Source organism: Micromonospora sp. DT53, from assembly GCF_049841535.1.
GTDB lineage: Bacteria > Actinomycetota > Actinomycetes > Mycobacteriales > Micromonosporaceae > Micromonospora.
On the sequence record NZ_JBNCKM010000004.1, the window covers coordinates 375,564 to 400,450 of the forward strand.

General features: G+C 72.4%; 18 protein-coding genes and 1 pseudogene. 11 read left to right on the forward strand and 8 right to left on the reverse strand.

Annotated elements, in window-relative coordinates; all coding sequences use genetic code 11:
* Positions 1 to 231 precede the first annotated feature (231 nt).
* Positions 232 to 1,188, reverse strand: coding sequence for an ECF subfamily RNA polymerase sigma factor, BldN family (locus ACLQ3B_RS15985; protein WP_425781439.1), 957 nt, complete (start codon positions 1,186 to 1,188; stop codon positions 232 to 234).
* A gap of 499 nt (positions 1,189 to 1,687) precedes the next feature.
* Between ACLQ3B_RS15985 and ACLQ3B_RS15990 the strand changes: the two genes are divergently transcribed.
* Genes ACLQ3B_RS15990 through ACLQ3B_RS16000 form a run of 3 tightly spaced genes read left to right on the forward strand, consistent with a single transcriptional unit; the run spans position 1,688 to position 4,309 of the window.
* Positions 1,688 to 3,382, forward strand: coding sequence for an AMP-binding protein (locus tag ACLQ3B_RS15990; RefSeq protein WP_425781440.1), 1,695 nt, complete (start codon positions 1,688 to 1,690; stop codon positions 3,380 to 3,382).
* Positions 3,372 to 3,626, forward strand: coding sequence for a glutaredoxin family protein (locus ACLQ3B_RS15995; RefSeq protein ID WP_030329740.1), 255 nt, complete (start codon positions 3,372 to 3,374; stop codon positions 3,624 to 3,626). Before ACLQ3B_RS15990 ends, ACLQ3B_RS15995 begins: the two co-directional genes overlap by 11 nt.
* A gap of 20 nt (positions 3,627 to 3,646) precedes the next feature.
* Entirely contained in the window at positions 3,647 to 4,309 is a 663-nt protein-coding gene (locus ACLQ3B_RS16000; protein ID WP_327042033.1) for an HAD family hydrolase, read from the forward strand.
* Here ACLQ3B_RS16000 and ACLQ3B_RS16005 read toward each other — a convergent pair.
* Positions 4,290 to 4,943, reverse strand: coding sequence for a response regulator transcription factor (locus tag ACLQ3B_RS16005; protein WP_030329744.1), 654 nt, complete (start codon positions 4,941 to 4,943; stop codon positions 4,290 to 4,292). The genes ACLQ3B_RS16000 and ACLQ3B_RS16005 overlap by 20 nt on opposite strands.
* A 117-nt stretch (positions 4,944 to 5,060) precedes the next feature.
* The gene (locus tag ACLQ3B_RS16010; protein ID WP_425781442.1) at positions 5,061 to 6,365 is read right to left on the reverse strand and encodes a sensor histidine kinase; all 1,305 of its coding nucleotides are present in this window, start codon (positions 6,363 to 6,365) and stop codon (positions 5,061 to 5,063) included.
* 368 nt (positions 6,366 to 6,733) lie between these two features.
* On the opposite strand from ACLQ3B_RS16010, the gene ACLQ3B_RS16015 reads away from it, so the two are divergent.
* From ACLQ3B_RS16015 to ACLQ3B_RS16040, 6 genes and pseudogenes are all read left to right on the forward strand, one after another.
* Positions 6,734 to 7,504 (forward strand): redox-sensing transcriptional repressor Rex, encoded by a 771-nt coding sequence (locus ACLQ3B_RS16015; RefSeq protein WP_425781443.1) that lies wholly within the window; start codon positions 6,734 to 6,736, stop codon positions 7,502 to 7,504.
* Entirely contained in the window at positions 7,501 to 8,898 is a 1,398-nt protein-coding gene (locus tag ACLQ3B_RS16020; RefSeq protein WP_425781445.1) for a glutamyl-tRNA reductase, read from the forward strand. The genes ACLQ3B_RS16015 and ACLQ3B_RS16020 overlap by 4 nt, the downstream gene beginning before the upstream one ends.
* Entirely contained in the window at positions 8,895 to 9,863 is a 969-nt protein-coding gene (hemC, locus tag ACLQ3B_RS16025) for a hydroxymethylbilane synthase (RefSeq protein ID WP_425781447.1), read from the forward strand. Before ACLQ3B_RS16020 ends, hemC begins: the two co-directional genes overlap by 4 nt.
* Complete coding sequence (locus ACLQ3B_RS16030) at positions 9,860 to 11,440, forward strand: uroporphyrinogen-III synthase (protein ID WP_425781448.1); 1,581 nt, start codon at positions 9,860 to 9,862, stop codon at positions 11,438 to 11,440. The genes hemC and ACLQ3B_RS16030 overlap by 4 nt, the downstream gene beginning before the upstream one ends.
* A gap of 21 nt (positions 11,441 to 11,461) precedes the next feature.
* Positions 11,462 to 12,445, forward strand: coding sequence for a porphobilinogen synthase (gene hemB / locus ACLQ3B_RS16035; protein WP_425781450.1), 984 nt, complete (start codon positions 11,462 to 11,464; stop codon positions 12,443 to 12,445).
* Positions 12,446 to 12,713: 268 nt separating this feature from the next.
* Positions 12,714 to 12,917, forward strand: a pseudogene (locus ACLQ3B_RS16040) (helix-turn-helix domain-containing protein); the annotation flags it as partial.
* Positions 12,918 to 13,145: 228 nt separating this feature from the next.
* Here ACLQ3B_RS16040 and ACLQ3B_RS16045 read toward each other — a convergent pair.
* From ACLQ3B_RS16045 to ACLQ3B_RS16055, 3 genes are all read right to left on the reverse strand, one after another.
* The gene (locus ACLQ3B_RS16045) at positions 13,146 to 16,424 is read right to left on the reverse strand and encodes a lamin tail domain-containing protein (RefSeq protein ID WP_425781452.1); all 3,279 of its coding nucleotides are present in this window, start codon (positions 16,422 to 16,424) and stop codon (positions 13,146 to 13,148) included.
* Positions 16,425 to 16,516: 92 nt separating this feature from the next.
* Positions 16,517 to 17,533: a GNAT family N-acetyltransferase gene (locus ACLQ3B_RS16050; RefSeq protein ID WP_425781706.1), complete on the reverse strand. Its 1,017-nt coding sequence runs from the start codon at positions 17,531 to 17,533 to the stop codon at positions 16,517 to 16,519.
* Positions 17,534 to 17,605: 72 nt separating this feature from the next.
* Complete coding sequence (locus ACLQ3B_RS16055) at positions 17,606 to 19,039, reverse strand: lytic murein transglycosylase (protein WP_425781708.1); 1,434 nt, start codon at positions 19,037 to 19,039, stop codon at positions 17,606 to 17,608.
* Positions 19,040 to 19,094: 55 nt separating this feature from the next.
* Between ACLQ3B_RS16055 and ACLQ3B_RS16060 the strand changes: the two genes are divergently transcribed.
* Both ACLQ3B_RS16060 and ACLQ3B_RS16065 read left to right on the forward strand, forming a co-directional pair.
* On the forward strand, positions 19,095 to 19,301 hold the full coding sequence (locus tag ACLQ3B_RS16060; protein WP_425781454.1) for an FmdB family zinc ribbon protein: 207 nt from the start codon (positions 19,095 to 19,097) through the stop codon (positions 19,299 to 19,301).
* Between the two features lie 152 nt (positions 19,302 to 19,453).
* Positions 19,454 to 22,294: an ATP-binding protein gene (locus tag ACLQ3B_RS16065; protein ID WP_425781455.1), complete on the forward strand. Its 2,841-nt coding sequence runs from the start codon at positions 19,454 to 19,456 to the stop codon at positions 22,292 to 22,294.
* Positions 22,295 to 22,449: 155 nt separating this feature from the next.
* On the opposite strand, the gene ACLQ3B_RS16070 is transcribed toward ACLQ3B_RS16065, so the two are convergent.
* Entirely contained in the window at positions 22,450 to 22,986 is a 537-nt protein-coding gene (locus ACLQ3B_RS16070) for a phospholipase (protein ID WP_425781457.1), read from the reverse strand.
* A 176-nt stretch (positions 22,987 to 23,162) separates the two neighbouring features.
* Entirely contained in the window at positions 23,163 to 24,824 is a 1,662-nt protein-coding gene (locus tag ACLQ3B_RS16075; protein WP_425781459.1) for a family 10 glycosylhydrolase, read from the reverse strand.
* Positions 24,825 to 24,887: the final 63 nt, after the last annotated feature.

A 24,887-nucleotide genomic window follows, 5' to 3' on the forward strand; every position in this document is an offset into this window, starting at 1 on the left:
GGCGGCAGTGTGACACCACGGAGGTGAGGTGCCGCCGGCGTGCCGGTCGGACCTCGGTGACCCGGGCCTGCCGGGACATCCACCGGTCGCACCCGGAGAAACGCGGCGGACCGGGCACGGGTTACGGGCCCGGCGGAGCCGAAATTACAGAAAGTGATGGTCATCACCGGGCGGGACCGACTCTGAGCTGCGCGGACGTTGATCGACGCCCGTCGGTCCCGCCGTAACAAACTACGGCTGGAAGCCGTCCGGCAGGAGCCGGGCCAGGGCGCGGACAGCGCGGTACTGGAGGGCCTTGATGGCTCCCTCGTTCTTGCCCATCGCGCGGGCCGTCTCGGCGACCGAGAAGCCCTGGAGGAAGCGGAGCACGATGCACTCCTGCTGCTCGGGGTTGAGCTGCTTCACTGCGGTGAGGAGCGCGACGTTTGTGATGTGCTCCACCACCGCCGCCTCCGGGCTGCCCTCCGGGCCCCGGTCCTCCCGGTCGGCGTCGAGCACGTCGCCGGTGGTGACCTCCAGCCGGTACCGGCCCGACTTGAAGTGGTCCGCGACGAGGTTGCGGGCGATGGTCACCAACCAGGCACCGAGGTCGCGGCCCTGCCAGGTGAAGCTGCCGATCCGCTTGAGCGCGCGCAGGAAGGTGTCCGAGGTGAGATCCTCGGCCAGCTGTCGGTTGCCGACCCGGAAGTAGACGAACCGGAAGACGGTGTCCACGTACCTGTCGTAGATCAGACCGAACGCCGCGGACTCGCCGGCCTGGGCCCGCTCGATCAGCTTCCAGACCTCGGTTGCCGGGTCGGACGGGTCCGGGCGGCTCGGGAAACCGGTAGGCGTGGTGGCGGTGGTGGCCGGCACCGCCGGGATCACCGCTGTCTCACCCGCCGCCGGGTCGGTGGTGACCGCCGGTGTGTCGCTTACCCGACGACCCTGCACGGGCATGGTGGGTCGGGCAGGTACGGCGACCCGGCCGCCGGCCGGTTTGGCGTTTCCGCCGGGCACCGCGGGCCGCGGCGGTGGCTCGTTATGGTGTGGCCGGCTGCGGGTCCGCTGCGCCGCGCCGTCACCCCGCGCGACGCCGCCGTGCTGCTCGTCCATCGGGGCACGGGCCGCTGGTCGCTCGTTGACATGGGAGCGGGCCGGTTGACCGGTCAGGCCGACCGGGCGTTCCGCGTAACCGAAGGTGGTCACCGTGTTGCCCCCGTCCCGTCGGTCGCGCGGCGGGCCGGTCTGGGTCTCGTCGGGGCGGACCGACCGGGTGACCGGTCGGGTCGGACGGTCGCGGGAGTTGCCGACGGGCGGCAATTCCCCTGGAGGTGCTGGTCCAATGCGCTCACAGGCACGGGGGCCTCCTCGGGCTGAGGGGTGTCGACTCACGGCAAATGGGGTGACCCGACCCGTGTGATGATAGGGCCAACGTCACCCGCGCGTGGCAAGTCCGTTACACAAGGCGGAAGTATTTCCCGCTCCGTCGCACCGACGCCGGACCGGTTGTCCGTCGTGTGCGATTGACTTTCCGTCGGCCCGGTGTTCCAGGGTGGATGCCCAGGTCGGAGGCGTGCGACCCGTTCGGCTGACCCGGCCCGCCGGCCGGTCGGACGAGGGCGGCCGAACTGCCCGCGGCCGGGGTCGCACGTCCCATCGACAGGACCCGATCAGATCGCCGGTGGCACACCGGACAGTCCCGTGCATGGGACTGTCGATCTGCCGCCCCCGGGGCGTGGTCCCGGCCGTCGGGCGTGGCCCGTCGCCGTCCGCTGTGCCAGAATCGATCACCGTGCAGGACGACTCGGAAAACCCCGCGCCGAACCTCGCCGACCGGCTCCGCCGGGTGGCTCTCGACCGCTCCGACCGGCCCGCGCTGCACTGGCGTGAGCACACCCTCAGCTGGTCCGAACTGGACGCCGCGGTGGACGCCGCCGCCCGCGGCCTGTCCGCCGCCGCGCCACCCACCGACCCCACCGGTACGCCGCCACGCGTCGCCATCGCACTGCCCAACACGCCGGACTTCGTGATCGCCTGGCTCGGCGCCCTCCGCGCCGGGCTGGTCGCCGTGCCGGTCAACCCCGGCTTCACCGCCCCGGAGCTGCGGCACGTGCTGGCCGACTCCGGCGCGTCGCTGCTCATCGCCACCGACCGCGTTCGGGACCTGGTCGCCGGCGTGGCCGCCGAGCTGCCCGCGCTCGCCTCCGTGCACGGCGCGCCACCGACCGCCGAGGCGCCCGGACCGGCGCCACGCCCTCGACGAGGCGGCGCCGACCTGGCTGTACTGCTCTACACCTCCGGCACCGAGGGGCGGCCCAAGGGCGCGATGCTCTCGCACCAGGCGCTGCTCGCGAACCACGAACAGGTCGCGGAGATCGATCCGCCGGTGGTCGGACCCGCGGACACTGTTCTCCTCGCGTTGCCGCTGTTCCACGCGTACGGGCTCAACTCCGGGCTCGGCGCGGTCGTGCACCACGGCGCGACAGGCGTGCTGCTCGACGAGCCGGACCCGACGGCAGGGCTGGACGAGGTCGCGCGGCACCGGGTCAGCGTGCTGGTCGGCGTACCGTCGATGTTTCTGACCTGGGGCGGGACGGCCACGGCCCGCGCGGCGACCGCGTCGGTGCGGGTCGCGGTCTGCGGCGCGGCGCCGCTCGAACCCGCGGTCGCGGCGCGCTTCACGGAGGTCACCGGGCATCAGGTGCACATCGGGTACGGCCTCACCGAGACCGCGCCGGTGCTCACCTCCACCCTGGTCGGCGGCGTCGCCAAGCCGGGCTCGATCGGCCGGCCGCTGCCCGGGGTGCGGCTACGCCTGGTCGGCGCGGACGGGGTGGACCTGTGGCGCGACGGGCAGGCCGTCCCCGACGACGACCCGGATGAGCTGGACATCTCCGACGTGACGCCGGGCACCGACCCGGGGCAGATCGTCGTGTCCGGCCCCAACCTCTTCACCGGCTACTGGCCCGACGGCCGGGGCGGCCCGGACACCGACGGTTGGTGGGGCACCGGTGACATCGCGTACGCCGACGACGACGGCGACCTCTTCCTGGTCGACCGGCTCGGCGAGTTGATCCTGGTCAACGGGTTCAACGTCTATCCGCACGAGGTCGAGCTGGTGCTTGCCGGGCACCCCGGCGTGGTCGAGTCGGCGGTACTGGGTGTGCCGCACCCGCGGACCGGCGAGACTGTGCGGGCGTACGTGGTGCCGGCGCAGGGTCAGCCGGTGACCAGCGAGGAGCTGCTCGCCCACTGCGCGCGGAACCTGGCCCGGTTCAAGTGCCCGACCGCTGTCGAGTTCGTCGACGCCCTGCCGCACTCGGCGATCGGCAAGGTACGCAAGACCCAGCTCCGGTCGGCGACGCCGACCGACCGCACGGAGGTAACCGATGGCCACTGACGCCCGACTCGCCCTGATCACCCGACCCGGCTGCCACCTGTGCGACGACGCCAAGGCGGCGCTCGACCGGGTGGTCGCGGTCACCGGCGACAAGTGGGTCGAGTGGGACGTCACAGGCGACGAAGGGCTGGAACGGGAGTACGGCGACCGGCTGCCGGTGGTGATGCTCGACGGCAAGGAGCACGGGTACTGGCGGGTCGAGGAGGACCGGCTGCTGCGGGACCTGACCACGCCGCAGCTCTGAGAAGTGCCTATGGTGCTCCGATGACCTCTGCGCCCCCGCACCTCGTCTGGGACTGGAACGGCACCCTGCTCAACGACCTCAGCCTGGTGGTGTCCGCCACCAATGTCGTGTTCGCGAGCCTGGGCGGGCCGACGGTCACCCCGGACGAGCACCGGGTGCGGTTCCGCCGGCCGATCGCCGAGTACTACGCCGAGGTGCTCGGGCAGGCCGTCGACGACGACGAGTTCGGCCGACTGGACAAGATCTTCCACGACGCGTACCGCACCGGGTTGACCACCTGTGAGCTGGCCGCCGACGCGCGCGCCGCGATGGCGGCCTGGCCGGGCAGCCAGAGTCTGCTGTCCATGTGGTTCCACGAGGAGTTGGTCCCGACCGTGCACACGTACGGCTTGACCAGCCACTTCACCCGCGTCGACGGGCTGCGGGCCACGGTCGGCGGCGGCCGCAAGGCGGAGTCGCTCCAGCTGCACCTGGCCGAGTTGGGCGTGGACGGCGCCTCGGTGGTGCTGATCGGCGACTCCATCGACGACGCGGACGCGGCGCTCGCGGTGGGCGGCCGTGCCGTGCTCTACACCGGCGGGTTCACCGACCCGGCCCGCCTGCGCGCCTCCGGTCACCCGGTGGCCGACACCCTCACCGACGCGGTGGCCCTGGCCCGGGAGGTCAGTTCCGCAGATAGGTGAGGACGGCCAGCACCCGCCTGTGCTGTTCGGTGTCCGGCGGAAGGGTGAGCTTGGTGAAGATGTTGCGCACGTGCTTCTCCACCGCGCCGTCGCTGACCACCAGGGCGCGCGCGATGGCGGTGTTCGAGCGCCCCTCGGCCATCAGGGCGAGCACCTCGCGCTCGCGGGGGGTCAGCTCACGCAGCGGGTCGTCCCGGCGACGTCGGGCGAAGAGCTGACCGACCACCTCCGGGTCGAGCACCGTGCCGCCGCCCGCCACCCGCCGCAGCGCGTCCAGGAACTCGTCGATCGCGGCCACCCGGTCCTTGAGCAGGTAGCCGATCCCGCCGCCGGCGCCGCCGGTGGTGGCGAGCAGATCATCGGCGTACGACACCTCGACATACTGGGAGAGCACCAGGATCGGGGTACGCGGCACCAGCCGGCGTGCCTCCACCGCGGCCCGCAGCCCTTCGTCGGTGTGCGACGGCGGCATCCGGACGTCGACGATCGACACGTCGGGCCGGTGCTCGACCACCGCCTCGACCAGGGCGTCACCGTCCCCGACGGCGGCCACCACCTGGTGCCCGCTCTCGGTCAGTAGCCGGACCAGCCCCTCCCGGAGCAGGACGGCGTCGTCGGCGATCACGATGCGCATGGCTGTGTTGTCTACCACGTCCGGCCCGTCAGGCGGGCTCGGCGCGGTGCGGGACCGCTCACGGCGTCTCCTTAGTTCGCGACTGCGGGGCTCGCAGACCCGGCTCACTCCTCGCGCTCACAGGGGAAGCTCGGCGCGGATCTCGGTGGGGCCGCCGGTCGGGCTGTCCACCGCCAGTTCGCCACCGGCGGCCCGGACCCGGTCGGCGATGCCGGCCAGCCCGTGCCCCTTCGCCAGGTGCGCGCCGCCCTGCCCGTCGTCGCCCACCCGCACCTGCAGGTGGGTGTCCTGCCGCGCCACGGCCACGGTGGCCTCGGTCGCCCGGCTGTGCTTGGCGACGTTGGTGAGCGCCTCGGACACCACGAAGTACGCGGTGTTCTCCACCGCCGGGTCGAGTCGCCCGGCCGGGGTGCCGAGCTGCGGGTCAACCTGGAGCTCGATCGGGATCAGCCCGCGGCCGGCGATCGCGGCCAGGGCGCTGGGCAGGCCCCGGTCGACCAGGATCGGCGGGGCGATGCCCCGGGACAGCGCCCGCAGCTCGGCCAGCGTGTCCCGGGTCTGGGTGACCGCCTCGTCGATGGTGCGGCCGGCCGCCTCCGGGTCCGAGGCGAGCTGCATCCGGGCCCGGCTGAGGTCCATCGCCAGCCGAACCAGGCGCTGCTGGGGGCCGTCGTGGATGTCACGTTCCAACCGGCGCAGCGCGGAGGCCTCGGCGGACACGGCGGCCCGCTTCTGCTCCTCCAGCACGGTGATCCGGTCACGCATCTCGGCCACCCCGGTCAGCATCGCCTTGGCGAAGCTGGCCTGGAGCAGCGCGCAGCCCCGCACCACGATCGGCAGGGTGATCAGGAAGAACACCCCGAGCGCGGTGTACAGGCCGATCCTTGCGGTGGTCGAGTCGCCCAGGCCGAGCAACTGCGCCAGGTCCTGGTCACCCTCGCCGTCGGCCCGGGGCAGGGCCCAGTCGTAGGCCCAGTAGAACGAGCCGGCGATCGCCGCGGCCCACCAGGACACCGTCACCACGAAGGTGCCAGCCGCCGCGATCAGCCGCAGGATGCCGTGCGCCAGGTCGAGCCAGGACTGCGCGTCCCGCATCGGCACGAAGATCCGCCGCCAGGCGTTGGCGCCCGCCTCGGGCAGCCGGTAGTGCGGCCGGATCCGGGGTTGGTGGAGCACCGCGGGCAGCCGCAGCCGCTCGATGTCGGCCAGCCCACGGGCGGCGTACAGGGTGCCGCTGAGGATCGGCAGGCCGATCACCGTGACCACCAGGCCGATGCCGACCGCGAGGCCGACGATGAGGACGACGAAGCTGGCCAGCGCCAGGGGCAGGCCGAGCAGCACGTACCCGGAGTCGACGAAGAGTTGGCGGGGGATGCTCGGTGCCAGCGTCGGTCGGTCGCTGGTGGCGGCAACGGCGGTCATGCTCAAAGGCTAGGCACCTGGGCTCGGCGTCCCCATCCCGAAACCCCGCCTCTCCTCCGTAGTGCTGCCCCTACCCCGGCAGGAGGGCCCTGACCAGCCCGGCGCGGGATTGGTCAGAGAAGTCGGGATTGAGCAATAATCGCCCGGGGCCGTGGGTGGACCTGGGCATTCAATCGATCTTGTGAATGGAGGGGCTGGTGAGGTCGCGCCACGCAGCGGCAAGATCGCGATTTGTGCACGTCTTCACAAGCGCCTACGCTGTGACTCCGACGCGCCCTGCTAGCACAGCCGGCAACCTCGGTCGCCAGCGGGAGTCCAAAAACGGCCGACCAGCGGAGTTGGCCGAGGATCGCACCGCACGGAGTCTCATGAGTCAGCACCGTCACCCAGGCGCGCCCGGCCGCGCCGGTGCCGTACCAGCGCTCCCGGATCTGCCCGAGGCGACCGTCGCTCGGCTCCCGGAGTACCTGCGCGCGCTGCACAACCTCGCCGACACCGGGCACGAGACCGTCTCCAGCGAGGGCCTCTCCGCCGCCGCCGGGGTCAACTCCGCCAAGCTCCGCAAGGACCTCTCGCACCTCGGCTCGTACGGCACCCGGGGCGTCGGCTACGACGTCGCGCTGCTGATCGAGCAGATCGAGTATGTGCTCGGGCTCACCCAACGCCGGGCGGTCGCCCTGGTCGGCGTGGGTAATCTCGGTCACGCCCTGGCCGGCTACGACGGCTTCGCCAGCCGGGGCTTCCGGATCGCCGCACTGCTCGACGCCGATCCCTCCCGGGTCGGCGAGGAGATCAACGGCCTGATCGTCCGGCATGTCGACGACCTGCCGACGGTCGCCGCGGAGGAATCCCTCGCGATCGGCGTGATCGCGACCCCGGCCGCCGCCGCCCAGCAGGTCGCCGACCAACTGGTCTCCGTCGGCGTGACGAGCATCCTCAACTTCGCGCCGTGCGTACTCTCGGTTCCGGAGGGGGTCGACGTGCGCAAGGTCGACCTCGCCATCGAGCTGCAAATTCTGTCCTTCCACGAGCACCGCAAGGCGTCGCTGACCGCGCTGCCCGCCACCGGCGGGTCCGCTCTCACCGCCCTGCCGGGCGGGTTCGCGGCCACCGACACCCAGGAGGCGATCGGCACGTGAAACTGCTCGTCGTCGGCGCGTCCTACCGGACCGCCCCGGTCGCCACGCTGGAGCAGCTGGCCGTGCCCCCCGCCGACCTCACCCGCACACTGGACCGCCTGGTCGCCCAGCCGTACGTGGCCGAGGCGGTGATCGTCTCCACCTGCAACCGGGTGGAGGTGTACGCCGCCGTGTCCGGTTTCCACGGTGGGCTCGGCGACGTCTGCGCCGTGCTGGCCGAGCAGGCCGGCAGCTCGCCGACCGCGCTCGCCAGCCACCTGTACGTGCACTACGACAACGCTGCCGTCGACCACGTCTTCCGGGTCGCCACGGGTCTGGACTCGATGGTGGTGGGCGAGGCGCAGATCCTCGGCCAGCTGCGCGACGCGTACCACTGGGCCACCGGCGCCGACTCGGCCGGCCGGCTGCTGCACGAGCTCATGCAGCAGGCGCTGCGGGTCGGTAAGCGGGCCCACGCCGAGACCGGCATCGACCGGGCCGGCCAGAGTGTCGTCACCGCCGCGCTGGAGCTGGCCGCCGGGCACCTCGACGGGGACCTCGTCGGCCACCCGGCCCTGGTGGTCGGCGCGGGCGCGATGGGTTCGCTCGGGGTGGCCACGCTGTCCCGGCTGGGCGCCGGGCCGCTCACCGTCAGCAACCGGGGCGCCGACCGGGCCGTCCGGCTCGCCGAGTCGTACGGGGCGAGTGCCGCGCCGATGACCGAGCTGGCCGACACCCTCTCCACAGTGGACATCGTAGTGGCCGCCACCGCGTCCACCGAACCGGTCCTCACCCGGGCGGTGGTCACCGCGGCGCTGGCCCGACGCGACCCGGCCCAGGGCCCGCTGGTCCTGCTCGACCTGGCCGTTCCGCGCGACGTCGAGGAGGGCGTCGCCGAGCTGCCCGGCGTCGAGGTGATCGACATCGACCGGATGGCGACGCTGCTCGCCGACGGTCCGGCGGCCGCCGACGCCGCAGCCGTCGAACGCATCGTGCTCGGCGAGGTGGAGGGCTTCCTCACCTGGCTGCGCGGCGCCGACGTGGCACCCACCGTGGCCGCGCTGCGGGGCCGGGCCGACGACGTGGTCACCGCCGAGCTGCGCCGACTGGCCCAGCGTCGCCCCGACCTCGGCGACGACCTGCGGGCCGAGGTGGCCCGCACGGTGCACCGGGTCGTGCAGCGGCTGCTGCACCAGCCCACCGTCAAGGTCCGTCAGTTGGCCGCGGAGCCTGGCGGCGACCAGTACGCGGCGCTGCTGCGCGAGCTGTTCGACCTCGAGGTGCCGCAGACCTCACCTGTCGACACCGTCCCGGACGTGCTGACCCCCGACCTCGGCCTGGCGCTCCCCGGCACCGACCCGGTGTCCGGAGCCGACGCCACCGAACCGACCCCACCCACCGGAGGTGCGCGATGACCGCCACCCTGCGCCTCGGCACCCGGGCCAGCGCCCTGGCGATGGCCCAGTCCGGCCAGGTCGCCGAGGCGGTGACCGCCGCCACCGGCCGCCCCGTCGAGCTGGTCGAGGTGATCACCGCGGGCGACCGCTCCAGCGCGCCGGTGCACCGGCTGGGCGTCGGGGTGTTCGTCTCCGCGCTGCGCGACGCGCTGACCGCCGGGACGATCGACTTCGCGGTGCACTCGTACAAGGATCTGCCCACGGCTGCCGCCGGCGGGCTGCACATCGCGGCGGTGCCGGCCCGGCAGGACCCGCGCGACGCGTTGGTGGCCCGCGACGGCCGGACGCTCGCCGAGCTGCCGCCCGGGGCCACCGTGGGCACCGGCGCGCTGCGCCGGATCGCCCAGTTGCACGCCCTCGGGCTGCAACTGGAGGTCACCCCGATCCGCGGCAACGTCGACACCCGCCTGGCGCGGGTGCTCGGCCCCGAGGCCGACCTGGACGCCGTCGTCCTGGCCCGGGCCGGTCTGGCCCGACTCGGCCGGCTCGACGTGATCACCGAATCGCTGGACCCGATGCTGATGCTGCCCGCGCCCGCCCAGGGCGCGCTGGCCGTGGAGTGCCGGGTCGACGACCAGGACCTGGTCGAGCTGCTCGCGGTGCTCGACCACGCACCGTCGCGTGCCGCGGTCACCGCGGAACGCGCGTTTCTGGCAACCCTGGAGGCCGGGTGCAGCGCACCCGTCGCCGCCTACGCCGAACTCGCCGAAGGCGAGACCGGCGATGAGATCTACCTGCGCGGGGCGGTGATCAGCCCGGACGGCACTCGTGACCTCCGGCTGTCCCGCACCGGAACGCCCGCCGACGCGGCGGAGATCGGTAAGGCACTCGCCGCCGAACTCCTCGAGCTCGGCGCCGACTCGATCCTCGGCCACGAAGGACACACCGGCCCGGGGACCCAGCAATTTGGGAGCACAGAATGACCCGCACCCGTAAGCCCGTCGGCCGTATCGCGTTCGTCGGGGCTGGCCCCGGTGACCCGGGCCTGCTGACCCGTCGGGCCCACGACGCACTGGTCGACGCCGACCAGGTGATCTACGACCGGGGAGTCCCGGAGTCGTTGCTCACCGTCGTCCGCGCCGAGGCCAGGGACGATGCCGAGTTCACCCCTGCCGAGGGCGCGCCGGGGGACGTGGCGAAGGTGCTGATCTCCGCGGCCCGCTCCGGGCTGAACGCGGTGCACCTGGTCGCCGGCGACCCGTTCGGCCACGACTCGGTGGTCAAGGAGGTGCAGGCCGTGGCCCGCACCGCCGCCCACTTCGAGGTGGTGCCCGGCGTCGGCCAGGCCGAGGGTGTGGCCACCTACGCCGGGGTCCCGCTGCCGGGTGTGCGTACGGCCGCCGACGTCGAGGACGTCAGCGCACTTGACTTCGAGGCGCTGGCCACGGCCGTCGGCCGGGGCTCGCTCGCGCTCGCCGTGGACGCCGGTGACCTCGCCGCCGTCCGGGACGGGCTGCTCGCCGCCGGGGTCGACGGCACCACAGGCGTCGGGGTGACCGGCGACGGCACCGGCGAGACCCAGTACACGACCACGTCGACCGTGGACAGCTTCGTGGCCGCCGCGCTCGGCTTCACCGGCCGGGTGGTGCTCACCGTCGGTGTCGGCGTGGGGCAGCGCGACAAGCTGAGCTGGTGGGAGAACCGCCCGCTGTACGGCTGGAAGGTGCTCGTACCCCGGACCAAGGAACAGGCCGGCGCGATGAGTGCCCGGCTGCGCGCGTACGGGGCGATCCCGTGCGAGGTGCCGACCATCGCGGTCGAGCCGCCGCGTACCCCGGCGCAGATGGAGCGCGCGGTCAAGGGCCTGGTCGACGGCCGGTACGCCTGGGTGATCTTCACGTCGGTGAACGCCGTCCGCGCGGTCTGGGAGAAGTTCGCCGAGCACGGCCTGGACGCCCGGCACTTCGGCGGCGTCAAGATCGCCTGCATCGGTGAGACCACGGCCGACGCGGTCCGCGCGTTCGGCATCCAGCCGGAGCTGATCCCCGCCGGGGAGCAGTCCTCCGAGGGTCTGCTGGCCGAGTTCTCGCCGCACGACGAGATCCTCGACCCGGTGGGCCGGGTGCTGCTGCCGCGTGCCGACATCGCCACCGAGACGCTCGCCGCCGGGCTCACCGAGCGCGGCTGGGAGGTCGACGACGTGACCGCGTACCGGACGGTGCGGGCTGCTCCGCCGCCCGCCGAGATCCGCGACGCGATCAAGTCGGGCGGCTTCGACGCGGTGCTCTTCACCTCGTCCTCCACCGTGCGCAACCTGGTCGGCATCGCCGGGAAGCCGCACGCGCGGACCGTTGTTGCGGTCATTGGGCCCAAGACCGCGGAGACCGCGACGGAGTTCGGCCTGCGGGTCGACGTCCAGCCGCCGCACGCCTCGGTGCCCGACCTGGTGGAGGCGCTCGCCGCCTACGCCGTCGAGTTGCGCGAGAAGCTGGCCGCCATGCCGGCCAAGCAGCGCCGTGGCTCGAAGGTGCAGGGCCCGACCGCTCTGCGCTTCCGGTAGTCCTCTCCGAGGAGGCCCCTCATGTCGTACCCCGAGATCCGGCCCCGCCGGCTGCGCCGTAACGCGGCCGTGCGGCGGCTGGTCTCCGAGACCCGCGTCGACCCGGCCGAGCTGGTCGTGCCGATGTTCGTCAAGGAGGGGCTGACCGAGCCCCGGGCCATCGGGTCGCTCCCGGGGGTGCTTCAGCACTCCCGGGACTCGCTGCGCAAGGCGGCGGTCGAGGCGGTCCAGGCCGGTGTCGGCGGGATCATGCTCTTCGGTGTGCCGGAGCAGCGGGACCCGACCGGCTCCGGTGGCATCGACCCGAACGGCATCCTCAACGTCGCGATCCGCGACGTGGTGGCCGAGGTGGGTGACGCCACGGTGGTGATGAGCGACCTGTGCCTCGACGAGTTCACCTCGCACGGGCACTGTGGGGTGCTCACCCCCGATGGTGAGGTCGACAACGACTCCACCCTGGCCGCGTACGCCGAGATGGCGGTGGCCCAGGCGGCCGCCGGGGTCGGCATGGTCGGGCCGTCCGGGATGATGGACGGCCAGGTCGGCGTGGTACGCCGGGCGCTCGACGCCGCCGGCTACCAGGACGTCTCCGTGCTGGCGTACGCCGTGAAGTACGCCTCCGCCTTCTACGGCCCGTTCCGGGAGGCGGTGGAGTCGGCGCTGGAGGGCGACCGGCGCACCTACCAGCAGGACCCGGCAAATCTGCGTGAGTCGCTGCGCGAGGTCGCGCTCGACGTCGCCGAGGGCGCCGACCTGGTGATGGTCAAGCCGGCGCTGCCCTACCTCGACGTGGTGTCGGCGGTGCGGGCCGCGGTGGACGTCCCGGTCGCCGCCTACCAGGTCTCCGGCGAGTACGCGATGGTCGAGGCGGCCGCCGCGAACGGCTGGATCGACCGGGAACGGGTGATGCTGGAGACGCTCACCTCGATCAAGCGGGCCGGCGCGCAGGTCATCCTCACCTACTGGGCCGTCGAGGCCGCCGGCCTGCTCCGCCAGCGCTACTGACGGGCCCGCGAAGAGCCGCAGGGTCAGAATCTGACGCTCCGCGCGACGCTTCCGAGCAGCTTCGATGGACCCCGGTGTCCCTCGCGCCACCTTTGCTCTGCTTCAACCCGCGCAACACTTTCGGTCCGCCCCGTTGCGCCGATTGAAGCAGAGCAAAGGACGCGAACCGTGCCCTCGCCCTCGCCTCGCCCTCGCCGGACGATGACGGACGTCCACAGGTTTATCCACAGGGATTGAGCCTGGGCGGCGCGGCAGGAATGGTGGTCGGGTGGCCTCGGCGCTCGATCCTCCTCAACCCCCCGGCCCCACCGTCGGGCGGTTTCCCATCGCCGGTCTGGTACGCCGGGCACGCCGCATCGTCCGGCTGAGCCAGCATCAGATGGCCCGCTTCGCCAAGGTCGCGCCCTCGACAGTAGGTCGGGTCGAAGCGGGCAGCCTGTCGCCGAGCCTGGCCGTGCTGGAGCGCCTACTCGGCGCGGCCGGGCTCTTCCTGGTCGTGGTGGACCAGGAGGGCCGGATCGTCCAGCCGATGGCCGACCGGGAGGACGTTCATGACGGCGCGGGTCGCCGTTATCCCTCGCACCTCGACACGATCCTCGACCCGGAGGAGGGGGAATGGTGGGGGGATCAACCAGATGAACGGCGAGCGGCCCGCCGTCCGGAGTCTGGACGACGGGCCGCTGACACGGCGCCTGGCGGATCAGTCGTCGTTGGTGATCGTTCCGGTCGCGAGCGGATCGGCCAGCCGCAGACCGGGCACGCCGGCCACCAGCAGCGTCAGCTTCTCGTCCGCCTCCCGCTTGCGGTCACCGCGCACCGCCACCGGGAACGCCACCGACGTCTGCCCGGCGGACAACAGCTTGCAGCCGGCGTACGGGTCGAAGTCCGAGCCCGCCTGCGCCGTGAGGCCGACGGTGGCGGCGCAGAGCAGCACCGACTGCGACAGTGGCCGGGACACGGTGGCGCTGAAGGTGAGCTGCCGGGTGCCCTGGTTGCCCTCGGCCACCGTCGCGTCGGCCACGGTCAACGACGCACGGGACCGGAACCGGGCCACCTGCGGGTCGTGGTCACTGGAACCCCGTGACCCGTCGCCGGCGAACTCCGCCGGCCAGTCGGCGTTGATGTGGGCCGCCCGCACCTGCACCAGGTCGCCGTAGAACGCGTCGTTGACGAACAGGTGGTCGAGAGTCTGCGCCTGCCCCTCGAAACTGTACGAGTAGGCCGAGGCCGGCACGTCCGCGACGAGGTTGTCCCACAGATTGTGCAGTCCCGCCTCATAGAGCGGCGCGAGCTGGTCCGACGGCGTGGGCTGGTCGCCGGTGGCGATGGGATCGTCCGGGCGGGGGAAGACGTTCAGGTCCCCGCCGTAGACCACCCGGGCGGTCTGGTCGGCCGCCTCGATCGCGGTGACGATCGCCGCACCGTAACGCGCCTGCTCCCGCCGCTGCCCGACCCGACCGTCCGGGCCCGAGGAGTAGTGGTTGCTGAGCGCGTACAGGGTGAATCGCTCGGTCGAGCCGGGTGCCGCCGCCACGCTGAACTTGCCCAACTGCGGAGCACGGGTGAAGACGTTGTTCCCGTCCCGACCGGTCGAGGTGTCCACATCCGACGGCAACACCGCGTTGAGGGCCTTCGGGTTCTGCACGTCGGCGTTGGCCGGCAGCCCCGGCGCCCGGTACTGGACTGTCGGTGCCGAGCCGAGCAGCGGGTCGTTCGCCGTCGGGGCCGCCAGCGACACCCGGTCCGTGCGGTACAGGAAGGCGGCGGTGATACCGCGGGCGTCCGCGCCGGTCCGGTCATAGGCGGCGGTGTACGCGGGCCCACCGGCTGCCGCCACCGTGAGCGCCAACTCCTGGATGCTGTCCGGAGCGCCATCGGCGTTGTTGGTGTCGCCGCAGCTCAGCGCAGCCCCGGAGACCGTGCAGATGTCCTGGTCCTCGGCCTCCTGCACGAGGATCAGGTCCGGTGCGTGCAGGTCCTTGACGATCTGGTCGGCGAGCGCCGCCAGCTGCTCGCGGTATTCCGAATCGCTGCCCGGGACATAGTCGAACGGCGGGTCGACGCCCACGCAGCCGGTGTTACCGGCGAAATCGCAACCGTCGAACGGGTCGTCGCGGTAGTCGTACAGGTTCTCCACGTTGTAGGTGGCCACGGCCACCTCCTGCGACCGGTCGGCCGGCCTGGGCGGGTTGTTCTTCGACGGGTCGGCCCCGGCGGCGAACTCCGCCCGCTCGACCTGGACGCCGTACTTCTCGAACGAGTAGTAGACCCCGCCCACCGCGTCCGCCCGCAACGTGTCGAAGGTGTGCGCCGGCGGGAGCAGCGCGGCGCTGTCCCCGGCGGTGGCCTTCACGCCCATGCTGCCGAGCAGCGTCCGCTGACCGTTGCCGTCGTCGAAGCGGCGGGTCGGGTCGTTGTCCAGCGGGTGCGAATCGCGGAAGACCCGCCGAGAGTACGGGTCGGCGCGGTCCAGCAGCGGGTCGTCGCGGTCGACCACCCACAGCTCCGCGTCGGCGGTGGAGGAGAAGACATCCCGGCCGCTCACCGCGCCGCTGCCCGCGCGAACCCGCATCCGGGAACCCTCGTGCCGCTCCCAGAAGCGTTGCGCGTCGGTCAGCACGGCCGGTGGCACCGCGTCGGCCACCGCGACCGAGGTGTCCACGGCCAGCCCGCCGCCGATCCGGCGCACCAGCGACGCGCCGGAGAGCTGGGTGAAGTTGTAGTACTCGGACACCCGGGCCCGCAGCACGACCTCGTCGCCGACCGTCGGCACGTAACCGCCGATCAGCGAGGTGAACGTTCCCATGAACACGAAGATGCCGTCGGAGCTGGTCGAGTCGCCGTCGGTGTCACCGACGCGGCTCTGCAGGAAGAACCCGTGTTGCTCCGCCCCGGCCGAGGTGCGGGCCAGGGTCAACTGGGTGATCACGCCGCGTACGTCGTACAGCGTGCTGCTCGTGCCGTTGCCGCTCGCCGGTGCGAGCGGCGACCGGTCGGTCGGACCGGACTCGGCGTCGGTGGTCGGGCCCTGCACCTCGCCGACGGTCAGCTCCCGGGTGACCTGCACGGCCAACGCGCAGCTCGCGGCGCCACCGCCCGCGTCGGTCGCGGTGAGGGTGACGGTGTACGCCCCGGCGGCGAGGTCGGCGCTCACACCGACCGTGGCGCGGGCGGTGCCGCCCACCCCGTCGGCCGGGATGAAGGCGGTCCGGGTGATCGAGCCGGAGGCCGGGCTCGGGCTGATCGCGGTCACCGCCAGGTCGACGATCGTGTCGTCGGGGTCGGCGGCGATCACCTCGCGGCTCGCGGCGGTGCCGGCGGCGGTGACCAGCGGCCCACCACAGGTCAGCGTGGCCGGCACGTCGACCGGGCCGCCGCCGTCCACGGTGTGCGTGCCCAGCCCGTCGAACGTGTCGACGGGGAAGCCGGCCCACTGCGTGGCGGGGTCGAAGGCGTCCGACGGGTCGGTGTCACCGGCGGCCACGTTCGGCAGTCGGCGCAGGGTGTTGTCCGCGGTGCTGGTGCCGCCGGCACCCCACTCGGTGCCCGGGTCGACGCCCACCTGACCGATCGAGTCGAGCACTGTGGTGCCCCGGCGCAGCACGATCGCATCGTCACCGTTGAAGAGGCTCGCCCCGGTGGTCTGGTCGGCCTGGGCGAGGATGGCCGCCCCGGCCGAGGCGCTGGCGAACACGAACGCGTCGCCGGCGGCCACGCTGCCGGTCAGGGCGATCGTGGTCGCCGTGGTGGAGCCGTTGAAGTAGAGCTGCAACTGGTAGCCGCCGCCCGTCAGGTCGACGGCGGCGCCCGTGCCGTTGAACAGCTCGATCGCCTTGTTGTTCGACGAACCCTCGACGTACTCCGAGATGAACAGGTCGGTGGGCGCGGCGCTGGCCGCGGTGGGTGCGACGCCGAGCGCCGTGACGGTCACGGCGGCGGTGGCGGTCGCGAGCGCGGCGATTGAGCGGCGCGGGCGCATAGGGCCTCCACGATGGGTGGATGGGAGTCAACGCACGTTAAGGTGCCCGACTGTCCAGCGTCCATCCCCTAGTGGACAGTTTCGTGAATTCCTCAGCGCGGCGGATCGAGGCGGTGCACCAGCTCAGCGACGTCCACGCTGTATTCGCACCAGTCCCGGTCGGGCCGGTAGCCCAGCTCCGCGTTGACCTTGAGCATCGCCTCGTTGGCCTGCGCGTTCCAGGTCTGCACCTCGATCAGCTCCGGCTCGGCGGAGCGCAGCTCCAGCAGCATCCGGGCCTTGATCGCCCGATCGATGCCGTAGCCCCGGTGATCCTGCGCGACGATCGTGTCGTACTGGTCGGCGCGGGTCGGGTGCTGCGCCGGCACCACCACCTCGGTCAGGCCGGCCACCTCACCGCTCTGCTCGTGCCGGGCCAACACGATGTACGGCTGCATGCCCCGCCGGTGCAGCGTGTCGAGGCTGTCGCGCAGCCGCTCCGGGTCGTAGGAGCTGGGGCGCAACTCACCGTCGTCGACGTCGCGCACCTCGGCCTTGGCCCGCGCGTACGCCTCGATCAGGTCGTCCGGCGGCCCGCCCGGGAAGAACTCCAGCTGGTAGCCCGACCCGATGCCGGTGGCCATCTCGGCCAGCTCGGCCCAGTCCACCGCGGTCAGGTCGAGCACGCTGCGCGTCTCCACGTACTCCCGGTTGAAGCCGAGCGACTCGTAGAACCCGACCGCGGGCGTGTCGCCGACGACCTCGACCCCGATCGACCGGAAGCCCTCCTGGTAGACCCGACGCGCGGCACGCAACACCAGGTCACGGCCGAGGCCGTCGCGCCGCACGGACGGGTGCACCAGCACCTCGAGCACACCGATGTCACCCAGAAGGAGTACGTGCACCTGGCCGAGCACCGCGCCCGTGTCGCCCGGGGCGGTCGGCTCGGCCTGGGCGATCCAGGAGATCCGCCGCTCGCCGGGCATCACCTCGGCGAGGTATTCCCGCAGCGAAGTCTCCCGCCAGGGCGGGTCCTGCGGCAGATCGGCAGCCAGGACCGCGTTCAGCGTGGCCAACAGCGACGCGATCTCGGCGGACGACGCGGTCCTGGGGTCCCACTCGCGCACCATCACCCGTCTAGCTTGCCGCTAACAGAGGCCGGGGGGAAGTGTCCAGTTCTCCAACGTATCGAGACGATCACTTCATGACCGACTGGTCCGTCCGTACCGGTTCGCGGTGTCGTAGACGTCCTGGGCGTACCGCCGGACATCGTTGTAGGAGAGGATCGCGTTCCACCAGTCGCCCGCGATGCTCAGGTTCCGGCCACCCTTGCAGAGGTAGTTCCCCGCCGCCAGGGCCGCGTCGTCCAGGTCGTGCGGGTCCTTGCGGCCGTCGTTGTCGGCGTCCGCGCCGATCTCCTGCCAGGTGGTCGGGATGAACTGCATCGGCCCGATGGCCCGGTCGAGGGTCGTGTCCCCGTCGAGCGCCCCGTCGTCGGTGTCGATGATCCGCATCCGACCCCCGTTCCCGTCCAGCGGCAGCCCGATGATGTTGGGCACCGCCTTGCCGTCCTGCCCCAACCGCGCGCCGTTGGCCGAGCCGTGCCCCGATTCGACCTGGCCGATCGCGGCCAGCGTGGTCCAGCTCAGCGCGCAGCTGCGGTTGGTCTGGGCGAGCGCCAACTCGGCGTAGCCGTACGCCTGCATTGCGACCGCCGGGACACCGACCTTGGCCCCGACCTGCTGCGCCCAGCCGGCCAGGGCGTCCGACGGTCGGCCACCGATCACCGACCCGGTCGGCAGCCCGTTGCCGGGCAACCCGCCGGTGGGCAGTGGGAGGGTCGGCAGCGGCCCGGTGGGCAGCGGGCCGGTGGGCAGGCCGGACGGTACCGCTGTCGGCGCGACACCGTTCGGCGCGGCCGAGGCGTCAACCGCGACCGGACGCGGTGCGCGGATAGCGGCCGGCACGAGCAGTGCCCCCGCCGCGGCGGTCGCGGCCACCAGCGCCAGCAGGAAGACGCCGGGCAGGGTCAGCCGACCACTCGGTCGGCGAGACCAGGCGCGTGTCGCCCGGGCCGCGGAGGCCGCTACCCGGCGCGGCGGCAGACGTACCGCGTGCGCGAACTGAACCCGCCGCCGACGGGCCGGGTCGGACGCCGGCACGACCGGAATCTCATCCACAGTGGTCTTGGCCGGATCCGTGGCGGCGGTCTTCGCCTCGTCAGCCGGCGTGTCGGCGCTCGACCCGCCAGTCGGCTTCGGCGCTGCCGGATCACCGGCGCTGCCGTCCGCCTTCGGGTCCGCGCCCTTCGTGGCCTCGGTCTTGGGAGAGTCGGCCTTCTTGTCCTCGGTCTTGGTGGCCTCGGTCTTTGTGGCCTCGGTCTTTGTGGCCTCGGTCTTGGTGGCCTCGGTCTTGGTGGCCTCGGTCTTGGCGGCCTCGGGCTTGGGTGCCTCGGCTGGCGCGGTCGTCGGTGGCGTGGTCGGCGCGCCGGCCGAACGCCCGCTCAGCCAGGGGCGGCGGGGTCGGGGCACCCTGCGTACCGGATCGGGCGCTGCTCCCGAGCCTTCCAGCGGCCCGTCCAGCGGCGCGGCCGGTCGTAACGGTTGCACACGCTTGTCGTCCTCGCCGTCCACCACCTCTCGAGTATCACTCATGCTCCGCCAACCGCCAGATCCACGTACCCTGGGTGGCATGCCCCGGTACGAGTTCCGCTGCCGCGCCTGCGGCGACACCTTCGAGGTCAACCGTTCGATGGCGGCGGCCGGTGAGCCGGCCAGCTGCCCACAGGGACACGCCGACACGGTCAAGCTTCTTTCCGCGGTCGCGGTCACCGGCCGGGGTGGTGGCGCCCCGGCGCCCGCCGCTGGTGGTTGCTGCGGCGGTGCCTGCGGCTGCTGATCGGATCAATTCGCCGCCGCCTGGTGGGCCGGTCTTGCCGGGAACGGGTCCGAGTGGCACGTTGAGGCGGCACTTGCCCGGCCGTTCTCACGATGTGTGATCGTCCGGACTCAGGCAGCATGAACCCGACGTCACGGGCGGAGGTTTCTCGCATGTCGCCACGGATCCAGCTCCCGAGCGGTTGGGTGACCTTCGTGTTCACCGATATCGAGGGCTCGACCCGGCTGGCCCAGCTGCTCGGCCCGGACTACCGCCCGGTGCTCGCCGAGCATCGACGGTTGCTGCGCCGCACGCTTGCCAGCACGGGTGGCGCGGAGCTGCTGACCGAGGGCGACTCGTTCTTCCTGGCCTTCGAGGAAGCGACCGCGGCGATGACCGCGTGCCTGACCGCCCAGCGCGCACTGTCCAGCCACGACTGGCCCACCTCCGAAGCCGCGCCCCGGGTACGGATGGGCCTGCACACCGGCTATGCCGAGCCCCGCGACGGCGAGTATGCCAGCCCCGAGGTGCACCGGGCCGCCCGGGTGGCCGCCGCCGCCCACGGCGGGCAGGTGCTCTGCACGGCGTCCACCGCACGTCGGGCCGAGCCGATGCCGCCCGGTGCGACACTGCTCGACCTGGGCCTGCACCGCCTGCGCGGCTTCGACGACCGGGAACGACTGTTCCAACTGGTCGCCCCCGGTCTGGAGCGCCAGTTCCCCCGGCCCCGCACCGCCGACGCGGTGGCGCACAACCTGCCCACCCAGGTCACCTCGTTCGTCGGCCGGCAGGCCGAGCGCATCGAGCTGGGCCTGCTGGTGCGACAGCACCGCCTGGTCACCGTGCTCGGGGCGGGCGGCGCGGGCAAGACCCGGCTCGCTGTGGAGTTGGCCAGCGGAGTTGTCGAGGCGTACCCGGACGGGGTCTGGTTCGTCGACATCGCCTCGGTGACCGACCCGGGGTTGGTGGCGTTCGCCATCGCCGCCGTGCTCGGCCTACGACCCGAGCCCGGCCGGCCGATGCTGGACACCCTCGTCGAGTACGCGGCCGGCCGCCGGATGCTCGTCGTACTGGACACCTGCGACACCCAACCGGCCGCCTGCGCGGAGGTGATCGCGCGGTTGCTGTCCGGCGGGGGCGGCGTACGGGTGGTGGCGACCAGTCGTGAGTCGTTCAGCCTTCCCGGCGAGGTGGTGTGGCGGATCCCGCCGCTCTCGGTCGACCCGCGTGCGGACGGCGCGGAGAGCGACGCGGTGGCCCTGCTGCTGGACCGTACGGCGGCCGCGCGCGGTGGTCGGCAACCCGACCCGGCCGAGTCGGCCGATCTGCGCCGGGTCGTGCAGCGGTTGGACGGTCTGCCGCTCGCCATCGAGTTGGCGGCCGCCCGGCTGCGGGTGCTCTCCGTGGGCCAGCTCGCCGAGCGGCTGGACGATGTCCTCGGCACCCTGGATGCCGGCCGCGAGGACCCGGATCCGCCTCCGGTGGAGCGGGGCTGGTCGGGCAACCAGCAGGACACCGTGGACCTGGTAGCGGCGGCCGCGGGGGCGTCGCCGCCCACCCCGGCGAGTCGGGCTGTGCACCGCTCGGCCACCGAACGGCATCTGACCATGCAGGCCACCGTCACCTGGTCGTACCGGACGCTGGGCCCCCGGGCTGCCCGCCTGCTGCGGTGGCTGGCGGTCTTCGCCGGCCCGGTGGATCTGGAGACGGTGGAGTGGCTGCTGGGTGACGATCCGCTGGACCCGCTCTCGGTCCTGGTGGACAAGTCGATGGTGTTGGCCGAGCCGCGGGCCGCTGGCAGCACCTACCGGATGCTCGACCCGATCCGGGCGTACGCGGCGCGGCGGCTGGCCGAGGCGGGTGAGGAGCAGGCCGCTCGGGACCGGCACGTGGCCTGGTCGGCGCACGCGTTGGACCGAGCCCACCTGGGCCAGGACGGCCGTCCGGTGACGCTGTCGTTGTATGCCCTCGACCCACTGGCCGGGGAGCTGCGCGCCGCACTGCGGTGGTGCGCCACCGGCGGCAGCGCCCGTGCCGGTCTCGGTCTGGCAGGCGGGCTGGACCAGTGGTGGCTGGAGCGGGGTCTGGCGCGCGAGGGCCGACTGTGGCTGTTCCGGCTGTACGGGCGGATCGCGGAGACGGGAGAGCGGATCCCGGAGGCCGAACTGGCGGCGGCGTACCATATGCACTCGCTGCATGCCAGCGCCGACGGCGAGTTCGCCGAGGAGCTGCGTTACTCCCAACGGGCCGAGGCGGCGGCCCGGCAGGCCGGCGACGCCGGGTTGCTGGCCCGGGTGCTCGCCGGCCGGGCCGCGCCGCTTGTGGACATGGGGCAGTTCGTCGAGGCCGAGCGGGTGTGCCGGGAGGTCATCGACTGGGCGCACGGGCAGGAAGTGGTCGGCGAGGCGCTGTTCGCGGTGTTCAGTCTGGCCGAGCTGCTCTGGCGGCGAGGCGCCCTGGAGGAGGCGGCGGAGCTGCTGGGGGCGGTACGTCCGGTGGAGGCGGCCCGGCCCGTGGAACGCGGCCGGCGCTCGGTGGACATGCTGCTAGGAATGGTCGCGTTGGCCCGGGGCGACGTGATCGCCGCGCACGAGCATCTGCTGGTGGCACTGCGCTCCCGGATGGGTCACGGCTACCACGGGCGGGCGTGCGACACCTTGAACGCGGTCGCGGTGCGCTGCGCGATCGGCGGGGAGCGGGTGACGGCAGCCCGACTGTTCGGGGCCGCGCAGGCCACCCGGGCGAGCATGCGTGCCACCCCGGGCATCTACGGCGGTTACTGGGCCGAACAGCAGGCCGAGTTGCGTGCGGTGCTGGGTGACGCGGCCTTCGACGACGCGTACGGCGAGGGTGCCGAACTGGGGCTGGACGAGGCCGCGGCGCTGGCACTCGACGTGGAACACCCGGACCTGGCTGCGGACTCGACCCGCTTCAGCACCGGCCTGTCCCAACCAACGCCCCGCCGTCCCGCCGACCCCGACCGCCACCCAGCCACCCGAACCGAACGCGCCTAACCCCCGCCCCACCCACCCACCCCCGCCCTGCCCACCCCTCCCACCCTTGTTGATCAAGAGGTATGCGTCAGGAAACGCGCTTCCGATGACCGAAACCTCTTGATCAACGCGGGTGGTGGGGTGGGGAGGGTGGGTGGGTGGGGGTGGGGGTGGGGTTAGTGGGTTGCGGCGTTGGCTTCGGCTTTTGCCTTCAACTGGGCGGCGCGGTCTATGTCGGCTTGTTGGACGGCTGCTACCGAGCCGAAGAGGTTGACCGCCTGGTAGTAGGTCCAGGCCAGGCTGTAGCAGGCGGGCCGGACGACCGAGTTGTACGTGGCGCAGACGCGCTTCAGGTCCGCGTAGAAGGCGCTGTCGAGGCGGGACTTGTTGGCGGAGAACTGGCCGACGGCCTTGTAGTTGCGGTAGCCGAAGTCGTGCCGGTAGCAGCCCAGGGTGAAGGTGAAGCCGAGCGGGTTGTCCGGGCTGGACGAGCAGTAGTCGGTGGACCAGTTGAAGTTGTACTCGGCCCAGGGCGCCCGGTTGACCCGGGCGCTGTTCCACGAGTTGTAGCTGGACGCGCTGGTCTGGGTCCAACTGGACAGCACGGAGAGCCGTTGGGAGGGGGTGACGGCGGCGGCGGGGGAGGCGATGGCGAGGGTGGCGAGCAGCGCTAACGCGCCCGAGCTGATCAGGGTTGCGAGACGTCGGGGCACGGTTTACCTCCGCGGGTGAGCGGGTGGTGCGGATGTTACCGGCGGGTTACCGGATGTCGATAAGTGTCGATTGGCTCATCAACCGGGCGGTATGTGCATCGCCAACTATTCGTGACATACGTTGAAACAGACCAATGCCCCGGACGCGCGAGGCGTCCGGGGCATCTGGAGAGCGGTCAGCGCCTGACGAATGCCGGCGGGCTCGCGGGGCTCTCGTTGGCCGACCGGTCCAGGGCGGTCAGTTGGTAGGTGTAGTGCCGACCGGGCTCGGCCGAGGCGTCCACCCAGGACTGGGCGGCGCCGGGGGTGGCTCGGACGGTGCCGACCAGATGCGCGGCGTCGGCCGTGGCGCACCTGCCGGGCAGCGTGGTGCCGTCGAACCGGTAGATCGCGTACGAGGTGGCGGTGCCGAGCGGGCCGACGCCGTCGGCCGGCTGCCGCCAGGTGAGCCGGACGCCGTCGGCCTGCCGCGTCGCCTTGGTGACCACCGGGAAGAGCAGCGGCCGGGCCGGCAGGTGGGGCATGGTCGGCACCAGCGCCGGGCGGGAGTAGTGCTCGCCCGCGTAGATGTCGGTGGCGCCGAGCCGGTTTGCACGCACCTGCACCGCGGAGAAGTGCACGTTGCCCTGCACCTCCGGGTACGACCGGTTGAGCGCCAGGTGGTCGGACAGCTCACGCGGGTTCTGCCAGTACGGCCCGTACGCCGGGTCGCCGCTCTTGTAGTCGGCCTGGCCGATGTAGAGCTGCACGCGGGTGCCGCGCACCGTCTCGGCCCACCACGGCACCAGGCGCGCGTAGTCCGCCGCCGGGTACTGGCCGATGTACCAGTAGAGCTGGGGCACCACGTAGTCGATCCACTCCTGCTTGACCCACGTGCGGGTGTCGGCGGAGATGATGTCGTACGACTGGCTGCCGGTGGTGTCGGAGCCGAGCGGGTCGGCGGCCTTGTTGCGCCAGATGCCGAATGGGCTGACGCCGAACTTAACCCACGGCTTCGCAGCCTTGATCTTGCCGTTCATCTCCTGGATCAGCAGGTTGATGTTGTCCCGCCGCCAGTCGGCCCGGTCGGTGAAGCCCCGGTTGTGGGCCGCGAAGGTCGCGTCGTCGGGCACCTGGTAGGTGCCGCTGGGGTAAGGGTAGAAGTAGTCGTCGAAGTGCACTCCGTCGATGTCGTACCGCTTGACCGCGTCCATCATGGCGGTCTGGACGAACTCGCGGACCTCGGGGATTCCGGGGTTGTAGTAGAGCCGGCTGCCCGCCACGCCCGCCGGTGGGTAGGCGAAGGTCCAGTCGGGGTGCTGCTGGGCCGGGTGGCCGGGGGCGAGTTGGGCCAGGTCGGCGCCGGCACCGCCGGGGGCCGGCATGGACACGCGGTACGGGTTGAACCAGGCGTGGAACTCCAGGTTCCGCTTGTGCGACTCGTCGACCAGGAAGGCCAGCGGGTCCCAGCCCGGGTCCTGGCCGCGTACGCCGGTCAGGTATTCCGACCAGGGTTCGTACGGTGAGGGCCAGAGCGCGTCGGCGGTCGGCCGGACCTGCACCACGACCGCGTTGTGACGCAGTCGCCCGGCCAGGTCGAGCAGCTCGCGGTACTCGGCCTGCTGGGCCGCGATCCGGTCCGGGTTGGTCTGGGACGCCTTGCTGGGCCAGTCGATGTTGACCACCGACGAGATCCACATGGCCCGGAACTGCCGCTTCGGGGTGGCCGGATCGGTGGCGCAGGTGGCGGTGGTGGTGGTGTCGGCCGCGCTGGCTGCGGCGCTCGCGGGGGTGGCAGTGACGAACGTGCCGAGCAGGGCTGCGACCAGTCCGGCGACTCCGAGTCGTGTGGCTTTCATGCGGTGTGTCCCTTCGTTGGGGCTCCCGGATGTTTCACGCGGCGCGCGGCAAGATTCGCCGCT